At 44.1% G+C, this 22,353-nt stretch carries 25 protein-coding genes; 11 read left to right on the top strand and 14 right to left on the bottom strand.

The annotated features are described in order from the left end of the window. Positions 1-82: 82 nt before the first annotated feature. Both BCT49_RS24140 and BCT49_RS24135 read right to left on the bottom strand, forming a co-directional pair. Positions 83-424 (bottom strand): ArsR/SmtB family transcription factor, encoded by a 342-nt coding sequence (locus BCT49_RS24140; protein ID WP_102438766.1) that lies wholly within the window; start codon positions 422-424, stop codon positions 83-85. A gap of 134 nt (positions 425-558) precedes the next feature. Continuing rightward, a complete protein-coding gene (locus BCT49_RS24135) occupies positions 559-1,083 on the bottom strand; it encodes an HPP family protein (protein ID WP_102438764.1) in 525 nt (174 codons plus the stop codon). 139 nt (positions 1,084-1,222) lie between these two features. On the opposite strand from BCT49_RS24135, the gene BCT49_RS24130 reads away from it, so the two are divergent. Next, the gene (locus BCT49_RS24130; RefSeq protein ID WP_102438762.1) at positions 1,223-1,819 is read left to right on the top strand and encodes a TetR/AcrR family transcriptional regulator; all 597 of its coding nucleotides are present in this window, start codon (positions 1,223-1,225) and stop codon (positions 1,817-1,819) included. A gap of 78 nt (positions 1,820-1,897) precedes the next feature. After that, positions 1,898-2,695, top strand: a complete 798-nt coding sequence (locus BCT49_RS24125; RefSeq protein WP_102438760.1) for a Cof-type HAD-IIB family hydrolase — start codon at positions 1,898-1,900, stop codon at positions 2,693-2,695. 89 nt (positions 2,696-2,784) lie between these two features. Here BCT49_RS24125 and BCT49_RS24120 read toward each other — a convergent pair whose 3' ends face one another. Beyond that, the gene (locus tag BCT49_RS24120; RefSeq protein WP_102438758.1) at positions 2,785-3,984 is read right to left on the bottom strand and encodes an MFS transporter; all 1,200 of its coding nucleotides are present in this window, start codon (positions 3,982-3,984) and stop codon (positions 2,785-2,787) included. Between the two features lie 202 nt (positions 3,985-4,186). On the opposite strand from BCT49_RS24120, the gene BCT49_RS24115 reads away from it, so the two are divergent. Both BCT49_RS24115 and BCT49_RS24110 read left to right on the top strand, forming a co-directional pair. After that, a complete protein-coding gene (locus BCT49_RS24115) occupies positions 4,187-4,834 on the top strand; it encodes a DsbA family oxidoreductase (protein WP_017092740.1) in 648 nt (215 codons plus the stop codon). 34 nt (positions 4,835-4,868) lie between these two features. Beyond that, positions 4,869-6,062: a winged helix-turn-helix domain-containing protein gene (locus BCT49_RS24110; RefSeq protein ID WP_102438756.1), complete on the top strand. Its 1,194-nt coding sequence runs from the start codon at positions 4,869-4,871 to the stop codon at positions 6,060-6,062. Positions 6,063-6,107: 45 nt separating this feature from the next. Here the strand turns inward: BCT49_RS24110 and BCT49_RS24105 are convergent, their stop codons facing one another. Continuing rightward, positions 6,108-7,046, bottom strand: a complete 939-nt coding sequence (locus tag BCT49_RS24105) for a LysR substrate-binding domain-containing protein (RefSeq protein WP_102438754.1) — start codon at positions 7,044-7,046, stop codon at positions 6,108-6,110. A 106-nt stretch (positions 7,047-7,152) separates the two neighbouring features. Here BCT49_RS24105 and BCT49_RS24100 point away from each other — a divergent pair, with 106 nt between their 5' ends. Together BCT49_RS24100 and BCT49_RS24095 are read left to right on the top strand one after the other, a co-directional pair. Beyond that, positions 7,153-7,476 carry a putative quinol monooxygenase gene (locus tag BCT49_RS24100; RefSeq protein WP_102438752.1) on the top strand — a complete coding sequence of 108 codons (324 nt, stop codon included), beginning with the start codon at positions 7,153-7,155 and terminating at the stop codon, positions 7,474-7,476. Between the two features lie 3 nt (positions 7,477-7,479). After that, positions 7,480-8,454: a Gfo/Idh/MocA family protein gene (locus BCT49_RS24095; RefSeq protein WP_102438750.1), complete on the top strand. Its 975-nt coding sequence runs from the start codon at positions 7,480-7,482 to the stop codon at positions 8,452-8,454. Positions 8,455-8,565: 111 nt separating this feature from the next. On the opposite strand, the gene BCT49_RS24090 is transcribed toward BCT49_RS24095, so the two are convergent. From BCT49_RS24090 to BCT49_RS24060, 7 genes are all read right to left on the bottom strand, one after another. Beyond that, positions 8,566-9,204 (bottom strand): 2-dehydro-3-deoxy-6-phosphogalactonate aldolase, encoded by a 639-nt coding sequence (locus BCT49_RS24090; protein WP_102438748.1) that lies wholly within the window; start codon positions 9,202-9,204, stop codon positions 8,566-8,568. Continuing rightward, on the bottom strand, positions 9,194-10,102 hold the full coding sequence (locus BCT49_RS24085; RefSeq protein ID WP_102438746.1) for a 2-dehydro-3-deoxygalactonokinase: 909 nt from the start codon (positions 10,100-10,102) through the stop codon (positions 9,194-9,196). Before BCT49_RS24085 ends, BCT49_RS24090 begins: the two co-directional genes overlap by 11 nt. 151 nt (positions 10,103-10,253) lie before the next feature. Then, positions 10,254-11,399, bottom strand: coding sequence for a mandelate racemase/muconate lactonizing enzyme family protein (locus BCT49_RS24080; RefSeq protein WP_102438744.1), 1,146 nt, complete (start codon positions 11,397-11,399; stop codon positions 10,254-10,256). A 14-nt stretch (positions 11,400-11,413) separates the two neighbouring features. Then, positions 11,414-12,682 carry a TRAP transporter large permease gene (locus BCT49_RS24075; RefSeq protein ID WP_048614493.1) on the bottom strand — a complete coding sequence of 423 codons (1,269 nt, stop codon included), beginning with the start codon at positions 12,680-12,682 and terminating at the stop codon, positions 11,414-11,416. 9 nt (positions 12,683-12,691) lie between these two features. Next, positions 12,692-13,165, bottom strand: a complete 474-nt coding sequence (locus tag BCT49_RS24070) for a TRAP transporter small permease (RefSeq protein WP_102438742.1) — start codon at positions 13,163-13,165, stop codon at positions 12,692-12,694. A 135-nt stretch (positions 13,166-13,300) separates the two neighbouring features. Continuing rightward, positions 13,301-14,356 (bottom strand): TRAP transporter substrate-binding protein, encoded by a 1,056-nt coding sequence (locus BCT49_RS24065; RefSeq protein ID WP_050643400.1) that lies wholly within the window; start codon positions 14,354-14,356, stop codon positions 13,301-13,303. A gap of 58 nt (positions 14,357-14,414) precedes the next feature. Beyond that, positions 14,415-15,140 (bottom strand): IclR family transcriptional regulator, encoded by a 726-nt coding sequence (locus BCT49_RS24060; protein WP_198595901.1) that lies wholly within the window; start codon positions 15,138-15,140, stop codon positions 14,415-14,417. 223 nt (positions 15,141-15,363) lie between these two features. Between BCT49_RS24060 and BCT49_RS24055 the strand changes: the two genes are divergently transcribed. Then, the gene (locus BCT49_RS24055) at positions 15,364-15,702 is read left to right on the top strand and encodes a hypothetical protein (RefSeq protein WP_017089483.1); all 339 of its coding nucleotides are present in this window, start codon (positions 15,364-15,366) and stop codon (positions 15,700-15,702) included. 86 nt (positions 15,703-15,788) lie between these two features. Here BCT49_RS24055 and BCT49_RS24050 read toward each other — a convergent pair whose 3' ends face one another. The 3 genes from BCT49_RS24050 to BCT49_RS24040 all read right to left on the bottom strand — a co-directional run bounded on the left by BCT49_RS24050 (position 15,789) and on the right by BCT49_RS24040 (position 18,346). Next, positions 15,789-16,688: an AraC family transcriptional regulator gene (locus BCT49_RS24050; RefSeq protein WP_029406297.1), complete on the bottom strand. Its 900-nt coding sequence runs from the start codon at positions 16,686-16,688 to the stop codon at positions 15,789-15,791. Positions 16,689-16,944: 256 nt separating this feature from the next. Further along, the gene (locus tag BCT49_RS24045; protein WP_102438738.1) at positions 16,945-17,406 is read right to left on the bottom strand and encodes a hypothetical protein; all 462 of its coding nucleotides are present in this window, start codon (positions 17,404-17,406) and stop codon (positions 16,945-16,947) included. A gap of 181 nt (positions 17,407-17,587) precedes the next feature. Continuing rightward, positions 17,588-18,346, bottom strand: coding sequence for a DeoR/GlpR family DNA-binding transcription regulator (locus BCT49_RS24040; RefSeq protein WP_102438735.1), 759 nt, complete (start codon positions 18,344-18,346; stop codon positions 17,588-17,590). A 280-nt stretch (positions 18,347-18,626) separates the two neighbouring features. Here BCT49_RS24040 and ltnD point away from each other — a divergent pair, with 280 nt between their 5' ends. The 4 genes from ltnD to otnI are packed head-to-tail and all read left to right on the top strand — an operon-like array spanning position 18,627 to position 22,235. Then, a complete protein-coding gene (gene ltnD, locus BCT49_RS24035) occupies positions 18,627-19,541 on the top strand; it encodes an L-threonate dehydrogenase (RefSeq protein ID WP_102438733.1) in 915 nt (304 codons plus the stop codon). A gap of 2 nt (positions 19,542-19,543) precedes the next feature. After that, a complete protein-coding gene (gene otnK / locus BCT49_RS24030; protein WP_102438731.1) occupies positions 19,544-20,800 on the top strand; it encodes a 3-oxo-tetronate kinase in 1,257 nt (418 codons plus the stop codon). 11 nt (positions 20,801-20,811) lie between these two features. Then, positions 20,812-21,459 carry an aldolase gene (locus tag BCT49_RS24025; protein WP_198595900.1) on the top strand — a complete coding sequence of 216 codons (648 nt, stop codon included), beginning with the start codon at positions 20,812-20,814 and terminating at the stop codon, positions 21,457-21,459. Then, positions 21,459-22,235: a 2-oxo-tetronate isomerase gene (gene otnI, locus BCT49_RS24020; protein ID WP_102438729.1), complete on the top strand. Its 777-nt coding sequence runs from the start codon at positions 21,459-21,461 to the stop codon at positions 22,233-22,235. The genes BCT49_RS24025 and otnI overlap by 1 nt, the downstream gene beginning before the upstream one ends. Positions 22,236-22,353 lie beyond the last annotated feature (118 nt).

Genomic DNA, 22,353 nt, shown 5'->3' with positions numbered 1-22,353 from the left:
TATCGTTAATCGTCGAAAAACGATATTTAAAGGCAAAAAATACGCTTAGTTTATTGTGTTCGACAAACTAAGCGTGGTTAATCTATTTTAAAATGGTGTCGATCAGCGATTCAAATTGCTGAATATTATCTCGGTTAATGCGATAGCACATCTTCGGTGGTATCGATTCGGCAGTGATGAAGCCTGAGTTCTTCAAGATTCGTAAGTGCTCTGATACCGTTGACTGAGCCAAACCCAATTCACTCACCAAGTCGCTGTTCAAACAGCCGCCCGATTTTTCTAACGTTGAAAGGATACTCAATATACGTATTCTTGCCGGGTGAGCGAGCGCTTTCGCTAGAGCTGCCATTTGCTTTTCAGCTTCGGCATCACCATGTCCGATTGGTAGAGCACAGCCACCAGTTGTAGAGCAAGTTTCGTTCATATTGATGTTTCGCTTTCCATAATCGTTAAAAGACGATTAATAGTAAGCCCATTTTATGTAAGGGTCAATGTGATCTTTCAATTTGCTTTTAAATTGGATGTCAAAATCCAAACTTACCATTGAAATCCAACGGGCTAAGACTTGGATGAACCAAACCAGTATAACGGCCACTTTTGCTGTGAATCGCTGTTATTCAATAGCGTACCAATACCGACCAAAGCGATGCTGCCGATTAATACGGGAGTGAATAAGAACGTCCAATCCACATGCGCAGTCCCTGCCAAAGCTATCACAATCGGATTTGCACCAGCGGGTGGGTGAACCGCTCGAAAGTATTGCATTAGCATGATGGATGAGCCGACAGCGATTGCCATGGTCAAGTAGTCATCCCCAAAGCCATATAGCGCGATTAAACCCACAGCAGCCGAAATAAAGTGACCTGCAATGACGTTTCTAGGTTGAGCTAACGGCGATGTCGGCACCGCAAACAGTAGTACGCATGTCGCACCAAATGGCGCCATTAACCATGGGAGGCCAGAGCTTTCTGCTAATAAGCACAAGATTAAGATGCCCAGCGTACCGCCAATAAAACCTTTAACAAGTTGGCTAAAGCTTGCTTTCGGAGGAAGGCTTCCACCACCAGATAGTTTGCTGATCATAATCGTTTCCTCTTCGTTATCTCTTTTTATTGAAGGTGTACAGATCTGTACTGTTTGATTTGAATAATACAGATCTGTACACTTCTTGCAACGAGAAATTGAGCTCTACGATTTCAGAGCGATTTGAGGTTGATGAACGATGAGTAAAAAAGATTTGATTCTGGATGTAGCAGAGTCGTTGTTTAATCAGTTTGGTTATACCGCTGTTGGGGTGGATATGATCCGAGACGAAGCGGCGGTTTCTAAAACATCCATGTACCGCCATTTTGGCTCGAAAACCAAGCTGATTGAGGCCGTGTTAGAAAGGCGTCATCAGCGTTTCGAGTCGAGTTTAGAGGCGGCGCTATCATCAACTTCTGGGTTACAAAACCAACTAGATGCGCTGTTAGATTGGCACCTTGCGTGGTTTGAACAACCTGACTTCAAAGGCTGCATGTTCATGCATGCGCTTGCCGAATTTAAAGAGTCAGAAGATGACATTGCGATGCTCTCGCGACAGCACAAGGTTTGGCTTAAGAACACTATTCACAACGTGGTGAGTGGTGGCGAAGAAGTAGACGCTGCAATATTGGAATTACGCAGTGAATCAGTGATGACCTTCATTGAAGGGCTTATCGTGAGAAGTGAATTTGGTGAGTTAGACGCGAACTTAGATTCAAACCCAGATTCAAGCTCTGACTCAAAGAAAAATGCCTATCGAAAAGCATTGCATTCACTGGCTACTCTAGCGATATAATCGAACGCAGAACCGTTACACAAGATAACGAAAAATCATAATTTACACTTTAATTTTTACTTATAGGTAAGCTCTGAAATGCCACAACAGAACATCAAATTTATCGCTGCGGATATGGACGGCACTCTGCTTAATGAACACGGAAAGTTGGACCCTGAATTCTTCAATCTTTACGAGCGACTAGAAGCTCAAGACATCATTTTTGCTGCGGCATCAGGTCGTCAGTATTACAGCCTGATGGAGACATTTTCTCCGTTAAAAGATCGCATGATGTTTGTTGCTGAAAACGGCACATTAGTGATGCACAAAGGCCAAGAGCTCTACAGCTGCTTACTTGATACTGATGCCATCAAAGAGATCATTAAAGAAGCTCGTGCTATTGAAGGTGCGCATGTGGTGCTGTGTGGTAAGAAATCAGCATACATTGAAACCAAAGATGAGCGTGCTTTAGCTGAGATCTCTAAGTACTACCATCGCCGCGAGCAAGTAGAAGACTTACTGGCGGTAGAAGACGATTTCATCAAGGTGGCTATCTGTCACTTCGACGGTTCACAAGAGAAAGTGAACCCAACTATTGATGCCAAATTCGGTGAGAACTATCAAGTGGTGGTAAGTGCAAAAATTTGGTTAGATGTGATGAACGCTGAAGCGTCAAAAGGTGCGGCGATTAAGCATCTACAAAACACATTAGGCTTCACTTACGAGCAGACCATGAGCTTTGGTGATTACCTGAATGACTTGGAAATGCTTAAAGAGAGCTACCACTCTTACGCGATGGAAAATGCGCATCCAAAGTTGAAAGAGATCGCTCGTTTTGGTGCGCCGAGTAACGTTGAAGCGGGTGTATTCCAAGTGCTTGAGAAACTGCTAGCGTAACGTTGTTCAGCTCTATCAGACTTTATGAAAGCCAACTCGTAAATATGAGTTGGCTTTTTTGTTGGTGAGCCTGAACTTTATAATCCGTTTTAACATTGATTTGCCAACGTACATTCAGGTTTGATTTGTTTACCAAGTTTACCCATCCAAAATGTAGCAGCTAGAACCACAACCCCTGCAATGGTAAAACCATACACAATGGCATCTGCTTGCGCCAATACCGCAATCAACACATAGCTTAGGCTTTGTGTGAGTGTGGCGAATAGGGCTAGCCCTCCATCCACTCTTCCTCGCTGTTTCATTGCCACCGCGTGGTGCATCCAATTGGTACGTGCGATTCTATTGAGCGCGTTGAATGCCCCGAAGATGAATGTCAGCACAATGATATACGCTGGGTTTTCTACTTGGCTCATGAGCAGTAAAGAGACGGCGATAATCACCATGGCTATTTGGATGATTGTTTTGTGGGAAGCAGACTTTAGAATTAATGGTAAAGACACGCCAATGATCAGTGCGCCCATGCCGAGTGAGATGTTGTAAAGCGCGAGCCAATCTCCGGTCACATTGAGCTCTGAAAACCAGATAGGAACCAATCGACTTAAAAAAGTCATCATCGGATATGAGAGACAAGAAACAATCAGGAATCCGTAGAATTGTGGCGACTGAGCAAATACATCCTTAATCTCGATTAGCTGCTGCTTGAAAGGTGTGTTTACGCTGTCCTTGATTCGTCTTCTGTACGGTGTCATTAGGTAGCTGAACGCTGAAATGGTCGAAGCAATACCTGCAAAAATCGCAAACTCATTGATGCTCCATTGTTCTAGTAGCACAACGCCCAAAGCCCCTGCACCTAACGTTGTCGACTGTAAAATAATTTCTTGGTGGCTAGAGATTTTGGCGTATTCGTGGTGATCGTAATTTTCTTGTGTAAAGGCGTTGTTGGTGTGCCATGCAAGGCTACTCGAGACCCAAAAGATCAGCTGAGCCGCACCTAACACCATAATCGAACCAAATCCGAGCCAGTATATAGCTGCGACAATAAATGCGGTTGAAGCTTGAATTATCTGCGCGATGATCAGAATGTGTTTACGAGAATGGCGGTCGATCAACGCAGAAAAATACGGGGTTACTAGAAAAGTTGTGACGGTACAAAGCAGGGCGGTCAGTGCGACAAAAGTTCCCATGTTAGGTGTCGCTAGCATTAACCAAGGCAGCGCTAACATAAACAGCCCTGAGCTGATGCCATCAAAGAAACGTCCGGTAAGGTAGGGTGGTGTTTTTCTCTTCATATCGTTGTCTCATAGTCTCTGTTTTGCATAACTCTACAACTTAAAGTTAACTTTAAGTCAAAGGATAATTGAGAAAATTTGGAGTTATTCTGGAAGGAAGATATCGATATTTGAACGATTGTTCAGTTTGTTGTAATCTAGTGACAAAGATGGGTATTCACTTTGTATTGGATACGCCTTATCAACGATATTTGGAATGACGATGAGCAAGAAACTTCAACTCGATATTATTTCTGACGTAATGTGCCCTTGGTGCGTGGTCGGCTACAAAAACTTAGAGCAAGCCATTGCGGAACTTGGCTTAGCGGAGCAAATTGAACTTGAATGGCAGCCGTTTGAGCTTAACCCTGATATGCCGCAAGAGGGTGAAAACCTGCGTGACCATATCATGAGAAAATACGGCTCTAGCGCAGAAGAGAGTCAAAGTTCACGCGAACAGCTCGCGGCGCGTGGCAAAGCGGTTGGGTTCGATTTCAATTTCTATGACAGTATGAGAATGGTGAATTCACGCCACTTACATGTGCTGCTTGATTTTGCTCTAGCGCACGGTAAACAAACTGAGTTAAAGCTACGCTTCTTTACGGCGCACTTTTCAGAGCAAAAAGATCTGTCTGATCTTGAAGTGATTGCACAAGAACTTGAAGCGGTTGGTTTAGACTCAACGAAGGCACTGAAACGTTTGAAGAACATCGACAACTTAAAGCAAATTGAAGCGCAAGAGTTTGAATGGCAACGCATGGGCATCTCTGCGGTCCCTACCGTGGTATTCAACCGCAAGAGTGCAGTCACTGGTGCGCAGACAGTAGAAACGTACAAGCAAATCCTTCAAGAGCTTATTGCTGAATCATAAGCTGATCATTGGTATCAATTAGAGTCTGAATTTAATGGAATCACTTTCACTCGCACAAGCACAAAAAATTGTACTGCTTTCGCAAAAGCTGCCACCTAAGAAGCAACGTAATGGTGGCGCTTTGGCGAACACGCTGTCTGCGATTGAAAACCTTGGCTATGTGCAAATTGATACCATCTCTGTGATTCAGCGAGCTCACCATCATACGCTGTGGAATCGCAATCAAGACTACCAACTTAACCATCTGGATAAGCTGTTAGAGCGTCGAGATGTGTTTGAGTATTGGTCGCACGCCGCTGCGTATTTACCCATGCGCGACTACCGTTTCAGCCTGCATCGAAAGAATGGCTTTGCGAGCGGTAAGCTCAAGCATTGGTATAAAAAAGACGACGCACTGATGGCACATGTTCTTAAGCGTATTGAGAGCGAAGGGCCATTGATGGCGAAAGACTTTGAAGGGGATAGACCAAACCCCGGTGGATGGGGCGGCAAACCGGCCAAACAGGCGCTAGAAACTTTGTTTATGCAAGGTGACTTAATGGTGCCGAGCCGAGTGAACTTTCATAAGGTGTATGACCTAACCGAGCGAGTTTTGCCGAGTGGCATTGATACCTCTGAACCAACGGAACAAGAATACATTGAGCATCTAATCACGCGTTATTTAGAAGCCAATGGTATGGGAATAGCATCGGAGATGAGCTATCTCCTCAAGAACACTAAGCCACTGATTCAGAAAACACTCCAGCAGATGCTTGAAGATAAACGAGTGATGGAAGTGAGTGTTCAAGGCTTTGATTATTATGTGCTGCCGGATGCTTTTGAATTGTTGAATCAGCCTCTTTCTAGAACCAAGCTTAAGATACTCTCGCCATTTGATAACTTGCTGATTCAACGTAAGCGAATGCAATCATTGTTCAACTTTGATTACCTTCTTGAGTGCTATGTTCCAGAAGCCAAGCGCCAGTTTGGTTACTTTAGTTTGCCGATTTTGTGGCAAGGTGAGCTGGTGGCACGAATGGATTGTAAAGTTGATAGGAAGAGTGGTTTGCTCAATATTCGTAACTTGGTTGTGGAAGGTCGAATCAAAAACCATGAATCATTAGTTCACGCCTTATGCGATGAGCTAAAACACTTCATGGTGTTCAACCAATGTGATGAGATGGTCGTCCATAACACCACGCCGTCTGATCTTGGCAAGCGCTTGATGAGTCATTGGCAAACGGTTTAGCGCTCATCCTTGTTGCAAAGCCATTAATTACGTAGAGCACCCTAGTTATTCAACAAGCTCGGTTAACAAGAACTCGACAAAGGTTCTGTTCTTCAATGACAGTTGCTTGGTTTTGTAGAGTAAGTGAATCGGCTTAGGTAATGGTGCCATTCCGGGTAGAATTTCTAATAGTGCTCCACGCTCAATTTCTTCTGCGACTAAGATAGTCGGCTGTAACAACACACCTACACCTTGTAGGGCTGCATATCGCAATACATCCCCATTATTCGACATCAAACGTACTTGCCCTTTATTCACCGCTCTATGCGTTGCTTGGTGGTTCTGAGGGGCTGGGAGTTGCGACTCACTGTTTTGGGTATTGCGTAGTTGAGCATCACGGCCACTCATATCACGACGACTGCTATAACTGAACCCAAGTGATGGGTGTTGCGCAAGGTCTTCCAACACGCTGATTTCTGCATGTTGGTTAAGGTACTCTGGAGCCGCGCAGTAACACATCTCGTAATCCCCTAAGTATCTGGCGACTAAACTGGAGTCAGACAGATCACCGATTCGCACCATCAAATCAATATCAGAAGAGTAAGGGTCAACAAGATCGTTGTTCAACACGAGTTCGACGTTGATCGTTGGGTGATTTGCGAGGAACTTAGCCACTATCGGGGCAAGCACCTTATTTCCATAGGTGACCGGGCAGTTTATTTTTACCGTGCCTTGAGGTTGGTTTTCCAAGGTTTGAATGAGGTTTTCAGCATTGCTGATGTCTTCAAGAATTCGCTTACATTCTCGATAATAAAGCTGACCTGAATCGGTTAAAGACTGCTTGCGCGTGGTGCGATGAATCAGCTGAGAGTTAAGGCTCGTTTCAAGGTGGTGGACATGCTTACTGATCATGGTCGCCGACAGGTTGAAGTGGTTGGCGGCGCTGCGAAAGCTGCCTTGCTCGACCACGTAAACGAAGACCTTCATGCTGGTTAACTTATCCATTAAACACTCTTGGTTGATAAACAATAAACAAAAGGTGAGTTTATCAATTTTTAGGGGTTAATTATATTAATGGCAAACCGATAATTAACTAAAATAAGAGCGTGAAATGCCTCAAACAAACGAAACTATCTTTGTCACTGCCGAACTTAAGATTAAAACCAACATTGAACGTGATGCTGCAGTAGAAGCTATCGAGCAGTTTTGCCTAGACATGCAGAGCGAGCCGGGCTGCCTACAGGCGATAGCAACCTATGATCAAAACCAAAGCGACCGCGTGATTTTGCTTGAGCAATACGCAAACCGTGAATCTATTAATCAGCACTTTGGAATGCCTCATACCCAAGCGTTTATTGAGCGTGATATAACGGAATTAGTACAAGCATTTGAAACCCAACGTGGGCTTATCAAAACACAAGAGAAGGAGAGCTAAGCCATGAAATGGGGAATCCTAGGAACCAGCTTTATCTCAGGCGTAATGGCCGATGCGATTAAAGGCGATGCTCAAAGTGAGCTGTATGCCGTTGCTGGACGCACAGAGAAAACACTCAATGAGTTTGCGGCGCAGTACCAGCCAACATTGACCTTCAACAGCTATGAAGCTTTGATTGAAGATGAGTCAGTCGACATTATCTACATCGCTCTACCAAACCATGTTCACCACGAATACGTGATTAAAGCCGCTCAAAAAGGCAAAGCGATTTTGTGTGAAAAATCGTTATCGGTTGATATGGAAAAAACCGAACAAGCTCTGCAAGCGGTGAAAGAAGCAGGTGTATTCTTCGCAGAAGGTTTGATGTACTTAAACCACCCACTTATAGCCAAGCTTCATCAAGAGTTGGCAACCGGTGAGATTGGCGAGGTGCGCTCAATTCAAGGATCTTATGTTGCGGCGATTGATCAGTTCGTGAACCCTGCGAGCAAAGGCGCATTGTATAATCTGGGTTGTTACCCAATGTCGCTGATTCACTCTGTCGCGCAACAGCAGTTTGGTGAGAGTGTGTTCGATGATGTGCAGATCTCAGCAATCGGTCGACGAGGCCAAGATGGCAACATCTGTGAATCGTCGGCGATGATGCGCTTCAATGACCATTTCACCGCGCAAATCCATACCGCAGAAGATCACGGTTTAAAGCACGGCTTTACGATTTTAGGCAGCAAAGGCTGTATCACTCTCGACACAAATCCATGGTTACCGACTGAAGAAAACACATTCACGGTTGAGATCTATGAAACGTCGACACGTGAAGTGAAAGCTGAAGCGCAAGGCGATGGTTTCCACTATCAAGTGCGTAATATTCGCCAAGCTGTTGAGCGAGGTGACACACAACTTGTTGCGCCGATGGCGACTCATCAAGACTCTCGTGTAATCATGAAGTTACTGACTGATTGGGAACAAGCGGCGAGCTAGTGTCTTAGTAAAAGAAATACGACTCATATTGTTCTGTATGATTTGATAACAAATCACATAGACAAATATGAGCTGTATTGTTGGTTCTGCTTACTATTTGGGCGAGTTTACTTAAGCTACAGACGCTTTAAAGGCGGTATTGAATGCTTTTGCATTGGCGCGAATCTCGTCGTCAGATAAGCCTGGCTTGTAAAGTGACGCTCCTAAACCAAAGCCTTTCGCACCGATGTCTAAGTATGGTTTCATGCTTTCGATGGTAGGGTTGATTCCACCTACTGGTAAGCAGATTGCTTCGGGAGGCAGCACGGAATTCAACGCTTTAAAGCCATCAAGCCCAAGGACAGAAACCGGGAATAGTTTTAACCCTGTCGCGCCGGCAGCAAGTGCAGCGAACGCCTCTGTTGGCGTAACAACACCAGGGAAGCTGACGCAACCTGCAGCCGCTGACATTTTCACGACCTGTTCGTTGAAGTTCGGCGTTACGACTAAGTTTGCACCTGTATCAATCACAGCTTGTGCTTTTTCTGGTGTGGTAACGGTACCCGCGCCAATTAAGTATTGATCACCGAAATGTTCGACTAGCATTTTAATGCTGGTCAATGCATCTGGTGAGTTCAATGGCACTTCAATCATTGAGAAGCCTTCCTCAATCAAAATCTGCGTCACACGAATACAATCTGCCGGTTCTACACCACGGATAATGGCAACGAGTGGTAAGTGATCACTTAGGTTAAAGTCTTTATTTGTCATTGTTCATTGCCTCTTTAATTTTTAACATTCCAGCGATGAAAGTGTCATCGCCATTCACGTATTCGGTTGTTTTCTTTAGCTGACGACATGCTTGGTCATAGCGTTCTGATAGGGCTTTCCCGCCCACCAAGTAGATGCTCTCTTGATGCAGTTCTCGCACTTCGTTGCCGATTAACAGCCCTGATAAGTAATCAAACACCTCACTCTCTTCTAGATTGCCGAATAGACGATGCGTTCTGGCTTTGAAAAGTTGATTAGTGATTGACGGGTTCGAGCTTTCCTTTACCCCTTTCACAAAAGCAGTGGTCGAACTCATTTGTTCAGGTAAGCCACGCCCTAGGATTGTGTGTGTCGACAGTGCAGAAAAAAGTTCGCCAGTCATGTAGGTTGAAAACGAGACTAACTTACCCGCTTCAATATTTGCGTGTTTGCTGTGAGTACCCGGAAAGGCTGCTTCAAGCGTCGGTTTGCCTGCTAACTCAAGAAGTCCAAACAACTGAACCTCTTCACCACGCATGACGTCGTAGTGGCCATGCTCATCACAATGGCTGACACCCGGAATGATGGTGGCTGTTGCCCCCCAAGGGAGGTCGAATTGATGGGTGTTTTGAGCCAAGGACTCCACATTAGTTGGCGTGGATACATAAGGGACGTTGACCCAGCCCTGTGCAGAACCAACCATACCTGCCATATAAATTGGGAAGTGTTGGTATTCGCCGAGCCACTCACTCAGTAATGTTTCAAGCTTGGTTGCAAAGGCACCATCTTCAACCTGAAGCAGCCCCATTTTGCGTTCTGTTTTATCAACGACCTGTCCTTGTTCATCCATGGCAAAGGCACGAAAGTTTGTCGTTCCCCAATCCAGAATTAGCCAACTGATTTTGTTTTTTTGATTCATAATTACAGCTCACAGACGCGCCCTAAGGCGCGCAGTTTTAGGTTTAGTTGATGTACATTTTTATCGGTTTACTTTGTCGAACCGTTAACGTTCGGATCTAGCCAACTCTGTTTATTTAGTTAACCTTGTCTCTTTAGTTAACTTTGCTTATTTAGTTAACTTTGTACTGCTTGATGATATCGGTATTCACATCGACACCGATGCCCGGTTTGGTAGAGATTTGTACCTTGCCGTTTTCCATCTTGATGCCATCGCAAATGAGATCTTTACGGAATGGGTGTGAAGACTGGTCAAACTCAAGCATTGGCTCGATAGGGGTGAGTGATAGTGGTGAACTTGGTAGCGAAGCAATAAACTGCAAAGAGGCCGCAATACCAATGCCAGAACCCCACACGTGTGGAGTCATCATGGTGTGGTTTGCTTGTGCCATTGCTGCAATCTTCTTACATTCCGTGATACCACCTGAAGAACATAGATCAGGTTGAATCACGTCTAACGCTCTCTGTTCAAGCCAAGGGCGGTAGCCCATTTTCCCGAACAGTTGCTCACCTGCGGCGATATAAGTTTTAGAAAGGTTCTTGATTTCTTGATAGCCAGCAATGTCTTCTGGAGCTAACAGCTCCTCTAAGAAGTACAGGTTGAACTCTTCTGTTTCTTTGATGATGCGACGTGCAGCAGCGGCGTTGTACGCCCCATTAGCATCAGCCATGATCTTCACATCATTACCAACGGCTTCACGAATCGAACGAATGAAGGCGATGTCTTCATCTACGCCAAATCCAATTTTGAGTTTGAACGCTTCAAAGCCACCATCGACATAGCGATGTGCTTCCTCAATAGCTGCTTCTGGATATTTCGCGTCTGCGACACGATAAAAGCCAGTTGCGTACGGGGTGACTTCCTTGCGGAAAGCACCGCCGATCAGTGAGTGAATTGGTTTATTGAGAGCCTTACCAATGACATCCCACAGTGCAATATCAACACCGCTGATCGCGTTCACCGCAGAACCACCTTGACCGTATGGGCGAGTCACGTTGTACATCTCTTCCCAAAGCACTTCCACGTCGAACGGGCTGCGTCCGAGCAGTAGTGGCTTAAAGGTATGTTCAATAAATGCCGCCGCAATGTGTGGGCTCTGTAGGCCGTGACACAGAGCTTCACCAAAACCAACAACCCCTTCATCAGTAACGATTTCGATGATCATTGAGCTACGGTTATGAACCCAGCCTTGTGCGAAGTAAAATGGCGTCTCTAGTGGAACTGAGATTGCGTGTGGAATGACATCAATAATTTTCACAATAAATACCTTACTTAAATCAGAATCAGAGATATCTGAGGAATAAATACAATCAGCGTTAACGCGAACATCATGGCTAAGAAGAACGGGATAATGGCTTTAGAAAGTTTCTCAACAGAGACCCCTGAAACGCTCGAGCCAACAAATAAGTTTAGACCGAGAGGAGGAGTGATAAACCCGATAGCCAATGTCACCACCATGATGATGCCGATGTGTACTGGGTTGAAACCGAATAGCATGGCCACTGGAACCAAGATTGGCGTCAGAATAATGATTGCCGCAACGGTCTCCATGAAACAGCCGACGACGAGCAGTAGAGCTACCATCAAGATAATGAAGATCACCTTGCTATCAGAGAACTCAAGCATCGCGTTAGCAATTTGTGTTGGAATTTGCTCAAGTGCTAAGTACTTACCAAAGGCAGTCGCGGTACCTACAATCAACAACACAATCACGGAAGTAATCACCGATTTAGTGAAGATTTTTGGTAAGTCTTTAAAGGTAATTTCTTTGTAGGCGAATAGGCTCACAATAAGGCCATAAACCACCGCTACTACACTTGCTTCTGTTGGGGTGAAAATACCGCCGTAGATACCGCCAAGAATGATTACTGGGATAAGCAGAGCGAGTTGAGCGTGTTTAAATTGAGCCCACACCTCTTTCCAGCTAAACGGTTCGTCTGATCCTTTGTAGCCTTTTTTCTTAGAGTAGATGTATGCCCAAGCCATCAAACAAAGCGATACCAAGATGCCTGGGATGATGCCTGCAATGAATAAGTCGCCAATTGATACGCCTGCAGATACGCCGTACATCACCATTGGGATGCTTGGTGGAATCATGACACCAATCGCACCTGCTGCTGTGACAACCGCGGTTGCAAAGCCCTTGTCGTAGCCGTACTTGATCATCGCTGGAATCATGATGCCGCCAACCGCTGCTACTGTAGCTGGGCCTGAGCCCGAGATAGCAGCGAAGAACATACATGTAATGATTGAAGCAATCGCGAAGCCACCCGTGATGTTTTTCACTAATGAGTTAGCAAAGTTCACCAAACGTTGCGAGATACCGCCGCTGCCCATGATGTCACCCGCTAGGATGAAAAATGGTACTGCCATAATTGGGAAAGAATCGACAGAGGTGATTAAGGTACTCACAAGAAAATCAACGCTTAAGGTGCCGGTTGAAATAATGGTGAGTAGCGTTGCCATACCCAATGAGATAGCAATGGGCACAGAGGCAATAACGAGTAGTGCGAAAGTCGCAAACAAAATAAATACTGACATGATTACCTCCTATTTCGCTGTTTTGATGTCATCAGTGGTGGATACCATCTGTTGAATCAACCTGATTGATGTAAGTGCAAAGCCTATTGGGCCAGCTAGATAAACGATCCACATTGGCAACCCAAGTGCTGGTGATGTTTGACCTAGGTAATATAGGTTCGCCACCATCTGCGTTGATTTAAATAAAATAACAACAGAGAATGCTAAGAAGACGAAGTCCGAAAATAGGCTTAGGTACTTTTTTTCCTTCTCATCAATTAACATTGCTATGGCTTCTATTTTTATGTGGCTCTTTTTCGCGACAGCAAAGCTGATGCCGATATAAACTAACCAAATGAAACAATAGCGAGCTAACTCTTCAGTCCAAGCAATTGAATAATCGAATGTTCTGGATACTACTTGTAAGAATATTGCCGCCGTCATAATAACGAGCAGTATTACGGCTATCGTATTTTCAAAATACTTATCTAACCAATTCAACATAATAAGGTTCCTTGTTCACTTATTACTTAGACCTATTGCTTGTTTATTATTTATTAATGATAGTTATTGAGGGTTAATCATCAAAATAGTCAGTATTAATAATGTAATGGTCTAAATGTTAAGTGATGGCTTAAGTTACTGAGCGGCTAATTCGTTTTCAGCTTTTTTAATTTGTTCTTGGAAAGCGGAGACAACATCTTTGCCAATGATTGGTGTGTATTTCTCAATAACGGGCTTAGTCGCTTCTTGGAAGCCAACCAGTGCTTCAGGTGTTAGCGTTACTACTTCCATGTTTTGTTTAATAACATCCAAGCTTTCAAGATTGACTCGACGGTTAACTTGACGCTCGTAGTCGCCAGCATCAATAGCGGCTTGGCGCAGAACCCTTTGATCGTGACGGCTTAGTTTGTTCCATGTCGCTTGGCTAACAATTAAAGCCAATGGTGTGTATACATGGCCTGTGTTTGATAAGGTTTCTTGTACTTCGAACAAGTTGTTCAGTGCGATATTCGGGTAAGGGTTTTCTTGCCCGTCAACCGTGCCTTGCTGCAGTGCTGTGAACAGTTCGTTGAAGGCCATCGGCGTTGGGGTTGCGCCCATTGCTTTCCAAGCGTCTAGGTGAAGTGGGCTCTCCATAGTACGGATCTTTAGGCCTTTCACATCTTCAATCGATTTCACAGCACGACGTGAATTAGTTACATGACGGAAGCCATTTTCCCAGAAATCCAGGCCGACTAAGCCTTTTGACTCCAGTCTTTTCAGCATGTCGTCGCCAAATTCGCTGCGTAGCACTTTATCTGCGACATCTTCACTGGTGATCATAAAGGGAAGGTCGAACACATTGTATTCAGGGTAGAAGTTAGCCAGTGGACCCGTCGATGGAATAGATACGTCAAGTGTTCCTAATTGCAGCATTTCAATCGCCGCACGGTCATCACCTAATTGCGCTGAAGGGTATATATCCACCTTCAGTTCAGTAAATTTCTCAACAATTTCTTTAAACTTAGCAGCACCATCATAGATAGGGTGTTTGTTATTAGAGCTCATGCTGAAACGTAATGTTTGAACTTGAGATTCACCTGCTGCAATACTCGATTGGTTATTTCCTTGAGAATTTGTAGCAATAGCTGCACCAATGATTGAGGCGACAAACACCCCACCAATGGCTAGAATTTTTCCGGTTCTAGACATAGTCGTACCTGATTGATTTATTATTTATATAAAGTGTACGTTACATACACCTGTAGGGTTAATTAAGTTTCTTGGATATTTTCTGACAATATTCAGTAATAACAGGGATTAATTCCGTCATTCTTTCGTCAGACATGTATTCTTTAATGCTGGTTACTGATATAGCTGCAATAATATTGTTATATTTATTTCTTATTGGTACAGCAACGCAACGTACAAGGTCTTCGTTATCTTCTAAGTCATAGCTATAGTCATGCTTAGAATATTCATTCATTCTTTTTAGCATCGACTCGACGTCATGATTAGTTTGCGATGAAATAAGTCGAATCCATTCCATCTTTGGCATATCAATCATTAACGCTTTTCCAATCCCCGTTGCAGACATTGGCAGTCGGTCTCCCACTTGAGATCGCAGTTGAATTGCACGCTCTCCCGGGATTTTATCTAGGTAGAAGATTTGATCCTCATCTTTGATGCCTAGATGGACGGTATCTTTAGTTTGAGCTGCAAGTTCGCGAATAAAGGGTTTCGCAATTTCTTTGAGAGGCATGTCTTGTTGGGCGCGGATACCAAGTTGAATCATTTTAGTACCTAGCACTAGACCAATCCCTTTCACTTCTCGGATATAGCGAGCTTCAATAAGGCCTTGGATAATTCTGTGCACCGTAGATTTCGGCAGCTGCAAATGTTCACACACATCTTTCAGTTGTCGATTACCTTCAGCGATCGAGTCGATGACCGCGATTGCTTTTACCAATGTTTGATTACCTTGTAACTTGCTCATAAAACCGCCTCTCGTTGTATGAGAGAAATATAGCGGTAGTTTGCTATTGATAATGTGATAACTATCAACATTCCACTTTGTGAAACAAGAGTCCCACATTGTGGAATTTATCGGTGGGAGTATAAATACTTTGCATTTGAAACAGTCACAGTGTCCAATATCGTTCAAACAATATTGACCGAAAAACCTTATTTTTTAAGGTGTTAAATAGGAAGTTTGCTGCATGCGTAAATCAGATAAGAAGATCGAAAATCAGATCAGAGACGTGTTAACGGACGTTTGTGAAGATACGTTGAAGAGCTACGATGGTTTTCTATGGGTGACTCATACGGTCAATTTCTCTTCTTTTCCACAGAGCCTAAAAATCGTCTGCGTATTCGACACCAATCAAGATAGAGCTAACTTCTTAGAGGGAGGAGGTCAGCAGGAGGTCTCTGTTACCATCCAAAAGGCGTTTAGTCAGGTTGGGATCACATTGAAGAATATCGATAAGCACGTGAGCTTCGATACACAAGAGAATTGCGACCGTGACCATCAAGGTAAGTGGAACCATAGACTTTAAGAAGCTTTAGTCAGAGTTCTGATTGGTTCGCTAACTAAAGGACGAAAGCCTACACGAGGTAGGCTTTATTACTGTGTTTACTCTTGTTATTTAATTGCGGTGCAGAAGCTAACGTCTGAATGCTGAGTCTGTTGATCGTAGCTGTGGTAAAGCTCAAAGCAAGGTCGGTCTTCGGTTTCTAGGCCAGACTCTATGACCTTACTCATTAGGTCGTCCCACGCTTTAGCGTATTGGCTTGGCTCTGTGATCGTTTGGCGCATCACTGCATATTGTCCACCGGGGAAATCTTTCAATTCGATTCCACTGGGCACTTCAGTGTCGTCTGAAACCATCAAGCAGATGTCTGTACGGCATTTATCGTTCGGTGTGATTTCCGGATTGTCATGATAGATAAAGATGCAGCTGTTACCTGCTAACCCTTTCATTTCGGCCCATTGATAAAGACGACCGCTTGGCCCTTCATAACCTTGTCCGTAAGGGCCTGTCACTCGTACATACGCTAGTTTTGATGGTTCGAATTGTTGCGTTTTCATTGTCATACTCCATGTTGTTCGTTCGGAGTCAGTATATGAATTGCTTGCCACTGCATCGTTTCCATTCTTGCGCAACGTGTGTCCAATCTTGCTATTTCGAGTTAGCTCGCTGAACGCTTGGTAATCTTCACAATCACGGAAGGCACTGGGTGTGACACCAAAGTGTTGTTTGAATGCCTTGGCAAAACTTTGAGACGATGAGAACCCATAGTCCAATGCAATATTAATAATGGGCTGCTTGGATTTGAAGAGATCATTAGCTGCCGCTTCGAGTCTCAATCGGCGAATGAAATCAGCAAGGGTCTCGCCCTGAACTGCCTTAAAAGTGCGATGAAAGTGGTAGGGTGAAAAGTTGGCCAACGCCGCGACTTCGATTAGGTTGAGTGGCTCGTTAAAGTGCTTTTCTAGATAGCGGACAACGGGAATGAGCCGCTTATGATAGTCAACGTACATTGCTTTATTTACCACTCTTTATTGCCATTGTTCTTATATAGCTTCAGAGACTAACCTATCCCAATTGAGTTTCAATAGAGTGCCATTGAAACTGAGATTAGATGCAGTAAATCCAATATCTACACTTGTGAGGTGGTGGCTTGCTGCATTGAACACATTCGTGTGTGGTCGAGGTTTTGAGATTCTTTTTCGTGTTGTACTGATTTGATAGCAGAGCGAGAGGTTTTACCAGGATCGCGTCTGACCTCAATAGCACTTACGCCTTCGAAATCAGCTTGTTGCTTTTACACTGTTTGAATTCTTTGGCGATCCAAGATTGTTCGTTTAAACCGTTGTCGATCAATGCAAATAAATAACCATCGACTTTGCTTGAGGCTGCCGGATATTCTTGAAAAACATGCTTTGGATAACCGGGGTAATCGGTCTCATATTTTTTGTCTAGTTGCTTGCCAAGTTTACGCCATTTGACGAACAACTCGGAAGAGGATGTCTCAACTTGGTATTGACCCAAAATGCGTTGGTGATGGGTTAATGCCACCTTAGCGCAGTGGTTGGTTTGCACTACTTTTTGTATCAATTTAACTTGCGTGTCAGTCATGGTTTTCGCTAGCGCATTTTCTTGTCCGATACGTTCCATTCGCTCATTAAAGGTTTCGGCCTGCGTAGGAAGCACAAAAATAAGTGGTAAAGCCAATGGCAAAAGGTACTTGTAGAACATAACCAGACTCGTTGAAGGGATTTGTGACCATTATGCCGTCTGATGACAATATTATTAATGAATATAAACGCTTAATTGTAAGAATTATTTTTGTCGAGTGGATAAGGGAATGTATTTGGCGTGGAGGCAGTCAGGCTCCGAATGTTATAGCGGAAGCCTGAAATAAAGCCGCGATATGAAGTTATGAATTAATGACCTTGATACCTTTGTCTTGAAGTTCATCAATTACGCTACTTGAAAGATCAATGTCGGTGATCACACCATCAAGCGCACTTAAATCTAAGGCGTGGAAAGTAGCGATGCGCCCGTACTTGGTTGAGTCTGAAATCAGATAGTTAGTATTAGCTGCTTGAACAATGGCTTGTTTGACTAATACCTTATTTTCACAAGGTGTTGATAGCCCTTTTAGATTCCAAGATGAAGAAGAGATAAACGCGATATCAATATTCATCCCTGCCAAGAACTCAGCCACTTTCCCCCCAATACTAGATTGATTTTCACGATCAATCTTGCCACCAGTATGGTAAATCTCAGATTGTGTGTTGTTCATTAGGTATGCGGCAATCGCAAAGTCATTGGTAATAATCAGTAGGTCATCACGACCAGCAAGTTGATGGGCGATCTCCAAAGAAGTTGTTCCTGCATCTAGGTAGATAGTCGAGAACTCAGGAACTAACTGTGCAGCCAATTGGCCAATTTGAGCCTTTTCACTGGACTGTTGCTCTACTTTAATATCGTGGGATAACTCGCTGTGAAGTGCCTTAGTTAGCTGCACGCCACCCGAAACAGAAATCACTTTCCCAGATGTTTCTAGCTTTACGATATCTCGACGAATGGTCATATGAGACACCTCTAGGTGCTCAATGAGCTCAGAAATACTGATCACTTCTTGGTGTGATAACAGTGACAAAATGGTTCTCTGACGTTCCGCTGGAATCATGATTCTTCTTCTATGTTCTTATTTTTCATCATCCTATCAATCTTTCGCGATGTTGTGAATATCTGTGAATATCTGTTGTTAAATAGTAATTAGAACTGTGATAGCCGCCGAAATTACCATTATCAAATGCCTCGAAAGGGTTAAATTATCTTTGCTTGTTAACTTTTGTTAAAAATGTGACTTATCACTAAGTCGCATTCGGTTGCTTCACATATAATCACAAACATAAACAAGAATTAACAAATCTAGAATTCAATAATTACGTGAAAGGCATCTTGTTATGAGTGAAGTTCAATCTGTTGGTGTTATCGGTTTAGGTTCTATGGGTATGGGTGCAGCTAAGTCATGTGTACGTGCAGGGCTTGATGTATATGGTTTTGATTTGAATCCACAAGCGCTTGAAACCTTGGGTGAATATGGCGCAAAAGCGGTATCAACCAGTGCGGTGGAGTTTGCAGACAAACTCGATTCTGTTTTGGTATTGGTTGTGAACGCTGTTCAAGCTGATACGGTGCTGTTCAAAACAGGCCTCGCGGCGGCATTAAGACCTAATACGCCAGTTATGGTATCGGCGACAATTTCCGCGAAAGACGCAAAACAAATCGAAGCTCAGTTATCTGAGTACGGCCTTGTGATGCTTGATGCGCCCGTTTCAGGTGGTGCAGTAAAAGCAGAAGCTGGTGAAATGACCATCATGGCTTCAGGTGCAGTAAGCACATTCGAAGCTCTGGCTCCTGTACTCGATGCAACCGCTGCAAAAGTCTACAACATTGGCGAAGCGATTGGACTTGGCGCGACTGTGAAGATTATTCATCAGTTACTTGCAGGTGTTCACATTGCTGCAGGAGCGGAAGCGATGGCATTAGCGGCACGCGCAAACATCCCTCTAGATCTGATGTACAACGTAGTAACCAATGCGGCGGGCAATTCTTGGATGTTCGAGAATCGAATGAAGCACGTTGTTGATGGTGACTACTCTCCAAAATCTATGGTCGATATCTTTGTTAAGGATTTAAACTTGGTATCGGATACCGCTCAAGACCTGAAATTCCCACTTCCTCTATCAAGTGCAGCACTGAATATGTTCGTGAGTGCGAGTAATGCTGGCTTTGGTCAAGAAGACGACAGCGCTGTGATAAAAGTGTTTCAAGGCATTGACCTACCAGGTGTTAACACACCAAAAGTGGAGAAGTAATCATGTTGTTAGGTGTTATTGCAGACGACTTTACTGGCGCAACAGATATAGCGGGTTTCCTTGTTGAAAACGGGATGCGTACTATTCAATTGAACGGCATTCCCACAGGTGATTTTGATGCAGCAGCCGATGCGGTTGTTATCAGCCTTAAATCTCGTTCGTGTCCGGTAGATGAAGCGATTACTGATTCTGTTACTGCGCTTAAATGGCTTCAATCTCAAGGCTGCCAACAGTTTTACTTCAAATATTGCTCGACCTTTGACAGCACGGCTGAGGGCAATATTGGCCCTGTAACTGATGCACTGTTGGCTGAGCTTGGCGAAGATTTCACTATGGTTTGCCCTGCATTACCAATAAACGGTCGCACGGTTTACAACGGCCACTTGTTTGTTTTTGGTGAGTTGCTCAGTGATTCAGGTATGCGTAATCACCCTGTTACACCAATGACGGATTCAAGTGTGGTTCGAATGATGGATGCACAATCAAAAGGTGTTTCTGGTTTGGTTAACTTTCAAACGATTGAACAGGGCTCTGATGCAATTACCGCTCGTTTTAACGAATTAAAAGCTCAAGGCATCCGTTATGCGGTAGTTGATGCCTTTAACGCAGAGCACTTGGTGACGTTAGGCCAAGCCGCTAAATCTCTGAAGCTCATCACTGGTGGTTCAGGCTTAGCAGCGGGCATCGCAAAAAATTGGACTGAACATCTTGCTGACCAAAGCGATGCAAAAAACGCAGGTAGCCCAATAAAAGCGCCAACGGTTGTGTTCTCTGGTTCTTGCTCGGTAATGACTAATCAACAAGTTACAGCTTACAAGCAACTCTCTCCTCATTTCGCTATCGATGTGAAGGCATGCTTAACCAACGATCAATACGCCAATGAAGTATTCGATTGGGTGATGACTAACAACCAAGGTGATTTTGCTCCTTTGGTCTATGCAACCGCTGATGCGACTGCACTTAGAGCTATTCAAGAAGAATACGGTGCACAGGCTTCAAGCCACGCCGTTGAACAGTTTTTTAGTCAACTCGTTATCAAACTACAACAACATGGTGTGAAAAACTTCATTGTCGCTGGTGGTGAAACATCAGGTGTCGTGACGCAAAGTTTGGCGGTTAAAGGTTTCCATATAGGCCCTCAGATCGCACCGGGTGTACCTTGGGTTAAGTCGGTTGAAGGTGAGCTTTCGCTAGCGCTTAAATCGGGCAACTTTGGCGATGAAAACTTCTTCGCTAAAGCGCAGTCATTCTTTTCATAAGCGAGATTCAGATGAGTAAAATTTTGATGAACGAGCAGCAGTTAAGAGAGCAAATGGTAACGCTCGCTCGTTCAATGTTCGAACGAGGTTACGCGACAGGTGGTGCAGGTAACCTATCTATCAAATTACCAAATGGACATTTCCTAGCAACACCAACAGGTTCTTCGTTTGGTCGTCTTGTGGCTGAGGAATTGTCGGTTGTCGATATCGATGGCAACCATATATCAGGTAAGAAGCCATCAAAAGAAGCCGCGTTCCACTTAGCGATTTATAGAAACAATGCAGAGTGCAATGCGATTGTGCATCTGCACTCTACATACCTAACTGCACTGTCTTGCCTTGAAGGGCTAGATCGTAACAACGCGATTAAGGCTTTCACACCGTATTTCGTGATGAGAATTGGTGAGTTACCAGTGATTCCTTACCTACGCCCCGGTGACCCACAAATCGCTGAAGAGCTTGCAAAGCGAGCTGGCGATTACCGAGCCTTTTTGTTGGCGAATCACGGCCCAGTAGTAACAGGCACTGACTTTGTTGATGCCGTTGATAACGCTGAAGAGCTAGAAGAGACCGCCAAATTAGCATTCTTATTGAAAGGGAATGATATCCGTTACCTAACGGACGAAGAAGTGATGGATTTAAAAGGGAGAGGCAAATAATGGCTAAGTTCGCAGCAAACTTAACGATGTTATTCACAGAAGTGCCATTTCTAGACCGTTTTGAGAAGGCACACAAAGCGGGTTTCAAAGCAGTTGAATACCTATTCCCTTATGCATTTGAGGCCGAAGAGCTTGCAGCAAAAATGCAGAAATTTGGTTTTGAACAAGCACTTTTTAATATGCCTCCAGGTGATTGGGACGCAGGCGAACGTGGCTTTGCAGCGATTCCTGGCCGTGAAGATGAGTTTAAAGCCAGTGTTGATACCGCACTTATGTACGCTAAAGCTCTGAACTGCAAAAAAGTCCATGCGATGTCGGGTCTACATGATGCGAACTTCACGGGACAACAACACGTTGAAACCTTCATCTCAAACATTCGTTTTGCCGCAGATAAGTTTGCTGAGCAAGGCATTGAATTGATGATTGAACCGCTGAATAGCCGTGATGTTCCTAATTACTTCGTTGCTCACCAACGTGATGCTGTCGAACTTATTAAGTTGGTCGATAGGTCAAATGTGAAACTGCAACTCGACCTGTACCACGCGCAAATCATGGATGGCGACTTAAGTACTTTGATTCGCGAGGTTGCTGCTTATACCGGTCATATTCAAATCGCTTCTGTACCAGAAAGGCACGAACCATCGGAAGGCGAGCTGAATTACCCACATTTATTTAATGTTCTAGATGATTCAGGTTACCAAGGATGGATTGGTTGCGAATACAACCCAAGAGGTACGACTGAAGAGGGACTTGGTTGGGTAAAAAGTTACTTATAGCACGGTATGAAAGGCGTTATACGTAACGAATCATACAAGTAAAAAACTGATTTAGATAAAAAACGGCTTTATAAACAAGCCAACACATAACGATAAAGTGCAATGGGTGACCCCGATA

Origin of the sequence: Vibrio lentus (assembly GCF_002875945.1) — a bacterium.
Taxonomy (GTDB): domain Bacteria; phylum Pseudomonadota; class Gammaproteobacteria; order Enterobacterales; family Vibrionaceae; genus Vibrio; species Vibrio apostichopi.
Note: the sequence above shows the minus strand (reverse complement) of the source record. Positions and strands in the feature narration are given on the sequence as shown.